The 7972-nt window shown below is 64.4% G+C and carries 8 protein-coding genes; all 8 read left to right on the top strand.

All coding sequences use genetic code 11. The annotated features are described in order from the left end of the window. The first annotated feature begins 3 nt into the window (after nucleotides 1–3). A complete protein-coding gene (locus EN742_RS15935) occupies nucleotides 4–513 on the top strand; it encodes a DUF1579 family protein (protein WP_245492334.1) in 510 nt (169 codons plus the stop codon). 78 nt (nucleotides 514–591) lie between these two features. After that, nucleotides 592–888: a hypothetical protein gene (locus tag EN742_RS15930; protein ID WP_126057455.1), complete on the top strand. Its 297-nt coding sequence runs from the start codon at nucleotides 592–594 to the stop codon at nucleotides 886–888. Beyond that, nucleotides 815–1231 (top strand): PIN domain-containing protein, encoded by a 417-nt coding sequence (locus EN742_RS15925; RefSeq protein ID WP_126057456.1) that lies wholly within the window; start codon nucleotides 815–817, stop codon nucleotides 1229–1231. Before EN742_RS15930 ends, EN742_RS15925 begins: the two co-directional genes overlap by 74 nt. 27 nt (nucleotides 1232–1258) lie before the next feature. Continuing rightward, entirely contained in the window at nucleotides 1259–2164 is a 906-nt protein-coding gene (gene sucD, locus EN742_RS15920; RefSeq protein WP_126057457.1) for a succinate--CoA ligase subunit alpha, read from the top strand. A 146-nt stretch (nucleotides 2165–2310) separates the two neighbouring features. Next, nucleotides 2311–5298 (top strand): 2-oxoglutarate dehydrogenase E1 component, encoded by a 2988-nt coding sequence (locus EN742_RS15915; RefSeq protein WP_126057458.1) that lies wholly within the window; start codon nucleotides 2311–2313, stop codon nucleotides 5296–5298. Between the two features lie 30 nt (nucleotides 5299–5328). Continuing rightward, nucleotides 5329–6609 (top strand): 2-oxoglutarate dehydrogenase complex dihydrolipoyllysine-residue succinyltransferase, encoded by a 1281-nt coding sequence (odhB, locus tag EN742_RS15910; RefSeq protein WP_126057459.1) that lies wholly within the window; start codon nucleotides 5329–5331, stop codon nucleotides 6607–6609. Nucleotides 6610–6626: 17 nt separating this feature from the next. Next, the gene (locus EN742_RS15905; protein WP_126057460.1) at nucleotides 6627–7412 is read left to right on the top strand and encodes a DUF4241 domain-containing protein; all 786 of its coding nucleotides are present in this window, start codon (nucleotides 6627–6629) and stop codon (nucleotides 7410–7412) included. After that, nucleotides 7412–7921 carry a hypothetical protein gene (locus EN742_RS15900; RefSeq protein ID WP_126057461.1) on the top strand — a complete coding sequence of 170 codons (510 nt, stop codon included), beginning with the start codon at nucleotides 7412–7414 and terminating at the stop codon, nucleotides 7919–7921. Before EN742_RS15905 ends, EN742_RS15900 begins: the two co-directional genes overlap by 1 nt. Nucleotides 7922–7972: the final 51 nt, after the last annotated feature.

Here is a 7972-nt window from a genome sequence, read left to right as displayed (position 1 = left end):
GGCATCGGTCCATTGCGTGCCCGCCACCTCTTCCTCGCCGCGCCACGCGCCGACCAGCGCCTGCAGGCGCTGGTCGGCGCGTGGCGCGGCGAGGAAGAGGTGGCGGGCACGCAATGGACCGATGCCGGCACCGCGACTTCGGAAGTGATGGCCGAGGCGCAGTTCGGCGGCCTGTTCGTGGTGCAGCGCTATCGCCAGCGCCGCGACGGGACGATCTCGTTCGGCTCGCACAATGTGTTCGGCTTCGACCAGCAGAACAGCCTCGTCACCATGCACCAGTTCGATTCGATGGGCTTTGTGCCGGCGTCCCCGGCCACAGGCACGTGGAACGACAGCGAGCTGGTTCTGGAGCGGTCGTCGCCGCGCGGCGCCGCGCGGGTGACTTACGTTTTTGAAGGCGCCGACACCTACCGCATGCGGCTGCAGTTCAAACCTTCCGGCAGCGATGCCTGGCAAGGCATGGTGAGCGGGCTCTACCGGCGCGTCGCGCCTTCCGAGATGAAGGAAGGCTGAACCGATGGTGATCGCCGGCATTGAAGAATTACACATAATCACACATATTATTCCTGTGTATTTATGTGGAGACGGACGATGAAGAACGTCACCCTGGCCATGGACGAAGCTCTGCTCGAAAAGGCGCGAGGCCTCGCGGAGCATCGCAAGACAACACTCAACGCCCTGATCCGCTCGCTGCTCGCGCATGAGGTCGAACAGGAAGACCGGATCGCCTGGGCGCGGGAAGGCATGCGCAGGCTGATGGAGGAATCGCCGCTCGACCTAGGCCCCGAATACAAATGGAACCGGGACGAGATCTATGCCGAACGAGAGGATAGAATGCTTTCTCGACTCGAACGTCCTCCTGTACGCGGCTTCGGAGAGGACAAGTGATCCTCGCCGCCACGATATCGCGCAAAGGCTTGTGCTCGGGACCGTGTTCGGTGTCTCCGGCCAGACCTTGGCCGAGTTCGCGAATGTCGCGAGACGCAAGTCGGCCTTTGCCGATGCTGTGGTCGACCGGTGGCTGGTCTTTCTCGGCGCGCTTCCGTTCGTCCCGGTCGACCAGGCCTATGTCATCGCGGGCCTTCGTCTCGCGCGCCGCTATCAACTCAAATACTATGACGCAGCACTGCTCGCGGCCGCGGAGCGACTTGGCGCGCCGATCTTCTACACCGAGGATCTCAATCACAACCAGGTTTACGGCTCGGTCCGGGCCGTCAATCCTTTCTTGTAATCGCTGAATTCAGAGGCGTTCTCACCCATGTCCATTCTCGTCGACAAGAACACCAAGGTTCTCGTGCAGGGCCTGACCGGCAAGACCGGCACGTTCCATACCGAGCAGGCGCTGGCCTATCACGACACCAAGATGGTGGGCGGCATCCACCCGAAGAAGGGCGGCGAGACCTGGACCGGCGCCAAGGGCGAGAGCCTGCCGATCTTCGCCACGGTCGCCGAAGGCAAGGAAAAGACCGGCGCCAACGCCTCCGTCATCTATGTGCCGCCGGCGGGCGCGGGCGAGGCCATCATCGAGGCGATCGAGGCCGAGATCCCGCTCATCGTCTGCATCACCGAAGGCATCCCGGTGATGGACATGGTCAAGGTCAAGGCGCGGCTCGACCGCTCGACCTCGCGGCTGATCGGCCCGAACTGCCCGGGCGTGCTGACGCCCGACGAATGCAAGATCGGCATCATGCCCGGCAACATCTTCCGCAAAGGCTCGGTCGGCGTTGTTTCCCGCTCGGGAACCCTTACCTATGAGGCAGTCTTCCAGACCACCAATGTCGGCCTCGGCCAGACCACCGCCGTCGGCATCGGCGGCGATCCGGTCAAGGGCACTGAATTCATCGACATGCTGGAAATGTTCCTCGCCGACGACGAGACCAAGTCGATCATCATGATCGGCGAGATCGGCGGTTCGGCCGAGGAAGACGCCGCGCAGTTCCTCAAGGACGAAGCCAAACGCGGCCGCAAGAAGCCGATGGCGGGCTTCATCGCCGGGCGCACGGCACCGGCCGGCCGCACCATGGGCCACGCCGGCGCGGTCATCTCCGGCGGCAAGGGCGGCGCGGAAGACAAGATCGCGGCGATGGAATCGGCCGGCATCAAGGTTTCGCCGTCGCCGGCAAGGCTCGGCACGACGCTGGTCGAGGCGATCAAGGGTCAGTGAATAGTGAATGGTGAATAGTGAATGGCAAGTACGGATGAGTGGCGGTGCAAAATCGAGGGAAGTCCCGGGTTTTCTGCTGACCATTCACCACTCACTATTCACCATTCACCCTGAAAAGGAGACGGAGCCAGGCTCCGACAAGTGACATGGCACGACAAGATCAGGCCAACGACCAATTCTCGCTCACCTCTTTCCTCTATGGCGGCAATGCCGACTATATCGACGCGCTTTATGCCGCCTATGAGGACGATCCTGAATCGGTCAATCCCGAATGGCAGGACTTCTTCGCGGCGCTGAAGGACGACGCCGCGGACGTTCGCAAGAACGCCAAGGGCGCTTCCTGGGCCAAGCCCTCCTGGCCGATGCAGGCCAATGGCGAACTGGTGTCGGCGCTCGACGGCAATTGGGGCCTGGTCGAAAAGGCGATCGAGAAGAAGGTCAAGGAGAAGGCGGTCACCAACGGCGTCGTCCTGTCCGATGCCGACGTGCACCAGGCGACGCGCGATTCCGTGCGCGCCATCATGATGATCCGCGCCTACCGCATGCGCGGCCATTTGCATGCCAATCTCGACCCGCTCGGCATCGCCAAGCCGCTCGAGGACTATAACGAGCTGTCACCCGAGAATTACGGCTTCACGTCAGCCGATTACGACCGGCCGATCTTCCTCGACAATGTGCTCGGGCTCGAATTCGGCACCATCCGGCAGATGCTGGAGATTCTCACCCGCACCTACTGCTCGACGCTCGGCGTCGAGTTCATGCACATCTCCGATCCGGAAGAAAAGGCGTGGATCCAGGCGCGCATCGAGGGCGCCGACAAGGAGATCACCTTCACCGCGACCGGCAAGAAGGCGATCCTGCAGAAGCTGATTGAATCGGAAGGCTTCGAGCAGTTCGCCGACGTCAAGTACAAGGGCACCAAGCGCTTCGGCCTCGACGGCGGCGAAGCCCTGATCCCGGCGCTGGAGCAGATACTCAAGCGCGGCGGCCAGCTCGGCCTGAAGGAGGTCGTGCTTGGCATGGCGCATCGCGGCCGCCTCAACGTGCTCTCCCAGGTGTTGGCCAAGCCGCACCGCGCCATCTTCCACGAGTTCAAGGGCGGCTCGGCAGCACCCGACGAGGTCGAGGGCTCGGGCGACGTCAAGTACCATCTTGGCGCCTCGTCGGACCGCGAGTTCGACGGCAACAAGGTGCACCTGTCGCTGACCGCCAACCCCTCGCATCTGGAAATCGTCGACCCGGTGGTGATGGGCAAGGCGCGCGCCAAGCAGGATCAGCTCGCCGGCCGCGAGCGTGGCGAGATCGTGCCGCTATCGGAACGCGCCAAGGTGATGCCGCTCCTGCTGCACGGCGACGCGGCCTTCGCCGGCCAAGGCGTGATCGCCGAAATCCTCGGCTTGTCCGGCCTGCGCGGCCACCGCGTTGCCGGCACGCTGCATTTCATCATCAACAACCAGATCGGCTTCACCACCAATCCGCGCTTCTCGCGCTCCTCGCCCTATCCGTCGGATGTGGCCAAGATGATCGAGGCGCCGATCTTCCACGTCAATGGCGACGATCCGGAAGCCGTGGTGCACGGCGCCAAGGTGGCGACCGAGTTCCGCATGAAGTTCCACAAGCCGGTAGTGGTGGACATGTTCTGCTACCGCCGCTTCGGCCACAATGAGGGCGACGAGCCGGCCTTCACCCAGCCGATCATGTACCGCGCCATCCGCACCCACAAGACGACGGTGCAGATCTATGCCGACCGGCTGATCGCCGAGGGCCACATCACCCAGGCCGAATTCGACAAGATGAAGGCCGACTGGCGGGCGCATCTGGAAGTCGAATGGGAGGTTGGCCAGTCCTACAAGCCGAACAAGGCCGACTGGCTGGACGGCGCCTGGTCCGGCCTGCGCACGGCCGACAACCAGGATGAGCAACGGCGCGGCAAGACCGCCGTGCCGGTCAAGACGCTGAAGGAGATCGGCAAGAAGCTGACCGAGGTGCCGAAGGGTTTCGAGGCGCACAAGACGATCGTCCGCTTCCTCGAGAACCGCCGCCAGTCGATCGAATCCGGCGAAGGCATCGACTGGTCGACGGCCGAGGCGCTGGCCTTCGGCGCCATCCTTCTCGACGGCAACCCGATCCGCCTCTCCGGCCAGGACTCGGAGCGCGGCACCTTCTCGCAGCGCCATTCGGTGCTCTACGACCAGCGCGACGAGACGCGTTACATCCCGCTCAACAATCTGTCGGCGGCGCAGGCCGGCTACGAGGTCATCAACTCGATGCTGTCGGAAGAGGCCGTGCTCGGCTTCGAATATGGCTACAGCCTGGCCGAGCCGAAGGCGCTGACGCTGTGGGAAGCGCAGTTCGGCGACTTCGCCAACGGCGCCCAGGTGGTGTTCGACCAGTTCATCTCATCCGGCGAGCGCAAGTGGCTCAGAATGTCGGGGCTCGTCTGCCTACTGCCGCATGGCTATGAGGGCCAGGGACCCGAGCACTCGTCGGCCAGGCTCGAGCGCTTCCTGCAGCTCTGCGCCGAAGACAATATGCAGGTGGCCAACGTCACCACGCCGGCCAACTACTTCCACATCTTGCGCCGGCAATTGAAGCGCGATTTCCGCAAGCCGCTGATCCTGATGACGCCGAAGTCGCTGCTGCGCCACAAGCGGGCGGTGTCGACGCTTTCGGAGATTTCGGGCGAAAGCTCGTTCCACCGGCTGTTGTGGGACGACGCGCAGCTGTTGCCGAACCAGGCGATCAAGCTGACCAAGGATTCCAAGATCCGCCGCGTCGTGCTGTGTTCGGGCAAGGTCTATTACGACCTCTACGAGGAACGCGAGAAGCGCGGCATCAACGACATCTACCTGTTGCGCGTCGAGCAGCTCTATCCGTTCCCGGCCAAGGCGCTGATCACCGAACTGTCACGCTTCCGCAATGCCGAGATGGTGTGGTGCCAGGAGGAGCCCAAGAACATGGGCGCCTGGTCGTTCATCGACCCCTATCTGGAATGGGTGCTGGCACATATCGACGCCAAGCATCAGCGGGTGCGCTACACCGGCCGTCCGGCCTCGGCCTCGCCGGCGACCGGGTTGATGTCGAAGCATCTCAGCCAGCTCGCCGCCTTGCTCGACGACGCGCTCGGCGAATAGAACCTTAACGAGACAGAACGGACAGGCACAATGGCTACCGAAATCCGCGTCCCCACCCTCGGCGAATCCGTCACCGAAGCGACCATCGGCAAATGGTTCAAGAAGGTTGGCGACGCGATCGCCGCCGATGAGCCGCTGGTCGAGCTCGAGACCGACAAGGTGACGGTGGAAGTGCCGTCCCCGGGCGCCGGAACGCTGGGCGAGATCATCGCAAAGGAAGGCGAGACGGTCGGCGTCGGCGCGCTGCTCGGCTCGATCTCGGCCGGCGGCGAGGCGGCGGCGCCCGCGACCAAGCCGCAAGCCGTGTCGCAGGCCTCCAGCCCCGAGGCGGCGTCCACCGTCAAGCAGGCTGCCGCCGAGACCGCCAAGATCGCCGGCGATGCCGGCGCGATCGAGCAGCGCTCCATGCCGCCGGCGCCGGCGGCGGCGAAGCTGATCGCCGAGGCCAACCTCGCGGTCGACCAGATCACCGGCACCGGCAAGCGCGGCCAGGTGCTGAAGGGCGACGTGCTCGACGCCATCGCCAGGGGCGCGCCGTCGCAGCCGGCCGAGACGCCGAAATCGGCGCCGGCCCCGGTCGTCGTCCGCGCGCCGTCGCCGGCCGAAGACGCCCCGCGCGAGGAGCGCGTGCGCATGACCAAGCTGCGCCAGACCATCGCGCGGCGGCTCAAGGAAGCGCAGTCGACCGCCGCCATGCTCACCACCTTCAACGAGGTCGACATGAGCGCGGTGATGGCGCTGCGATCCAAGTACAAGGACGTGTTCGAGAAGAAGCACGGCGTGAAGCTCGGCTTCATGGGCTTCTTCACCAAGGCGGTGACGCATGCGCTGAAGGAGATCCCGGCGGTCAACGCCGAGATCGACGGCACCGACATCATCTACAAGAACTTCGCCCATGTCGGCGTCGCCGTCGGCACCGACAAGGGCCTGGTGGTGCCGGTGGTGCGGGATGCCGACCAGATGGGAATAGCCGAGATCGAGAAGGAGATCGGCCGCCTCGGCCTCGCCGCGCGCGACGGCAAGCTTTCCGTCGCCGACATGCAGGGCGGCACCTTCACCATCTCCAATGGCGGCGTCTACGGGTCGCTGATGTCGACGCCGATCCTGAATGCGCCGCAGTCGGGCATCCTCGGCATGCACAAGATCCAGGACCGGCCGGTGGTGGTCGGCGGCCAGATCGTGATCCGGCCGATGATGTACCTGGCGCTCAGCTACGACCACCGCATCGTCGACGGCAAGGAAGCGGTGACCTTCCTGGTGCGCGTCAAGGAAAGCCTGGAGGATCCGGAACGGCTGGTGCTCGATCTGTGATCGAAGGCTGACCCGCTATGAGTGGCTGGCTGGAGCACCTGGGGTTCGGGCTGGGGCGTGCGGCGCGCGGCTTACAGCGGGTTTTTCGGCGCGGCCTTGTCGGACTGGGCCTGTCCACGGCTATCCCTTCGCTGGCAATCGCCGCACAATGGGATCCGGCAAAGGCGAGCAGCAACCTCGGTATCTTCGCGCTCAGCGAGACGCAACTGGCGGAGCGCAAGATAGCGATCACGCCAATCGGAGACCTTGAGTTGCCGACAGGTGAGATCATCGCCTGCGATCCCCTGGTTACAAGCGATGACTGGCCGGCGCTGAGCCGCAAGGTGAAGCCCGGGCACTATCCGGTTTCGCTGTTCGAGGCGCAGGGCCGTGTGGCGGCGGCCTTCCTACGCTTCCATCCCGGCACGCCGGTGCGCTGGGAACTCGCCACCATGCCCGGCCAGGATATCGCGACGCTTAAGGCCGACGAGATCTTCGGCTATCCCGTCGATGCCGGTCTGGGCTCGTTCATGGACAAGACGGCGATGGCGCTGATGTCGGCCGCGCAGGACAGGCTAAAGCCCGACCAGAATTATTATGACGATGTGCTGGCGGCCGAATTCGCGCCCAACCAGGATCGGTTCGTCATGCATCATCCGGTCGCCGGCAAGGCGACCAACATCGCGATGTTCTGGAGCGGTTGGGGCGACGGCTTCTATCCGTCCTTCTGGGGATTGGACGCGGCCGGCGAGCCGCTGGTCTTGATGACCGATTTCGGCGTGCTCGAAAACGCCGACGGCCGCGAGAGCAGCCAAGCCAACTGATGGCAAACGTCACCTCGCCCATAATCGGATATATGGCCGGTTCGCTGGCTGTCCTCGCAGCGGGTCATGAGGCCCACGCCGCCTGCCCGCTGGAACTCGCCGTCTATGGCGATGCCGAAAGCGAGGCCGGCATCGATTTCAGGCCGACCATGGACTCGGCCACCGTCACCAACAGCTTCAAGATGCTGCTCGACAAGGGCGTGGTGCTGGACGGTATCGTCATGTGGACCGACGGCGTGGCGCGGCCGCATGGCTCGCTGATGTACAAATGCCCGACCGGCGACGTGACCGGCGATGAACTCGCCGCCTGCACGGTGTGGGAGGGCGTCGTCTACAGCGCCGACGACAAGGGCAACATCGCGCTGCTGCCGGCCGAAGGCGCGGAGGCGCCGAAAAGCCTGATCTTTCCAGATCTAGGTGCTTCGCTGCAGATGTCGGCCGCCTATGGCCCGGACGGCTTTTCCAAGGTGCCGTGGGATGTCTTCCTGCTGAAAGGCTGCCAGGAATGAGCGCGGACAAGAAGACGCTGCTGGTCACCGGCGGCAGCCGCGGCATCGGCG

The sequence above is a fragment of the Mesorhizobium sp. M4A.F.Ca.ET.020.02.1.1 genome, assembly GCF_004022645.1.
Lineage (GTDB): Bacteria > Pseudomonadota > Alphaproteobacteria > Rhizobiales > Rhizobiaceae > Mesorhizobium.
This window is presented reverse-complemented; position numbering and strand designations above follow the sequence as displayed.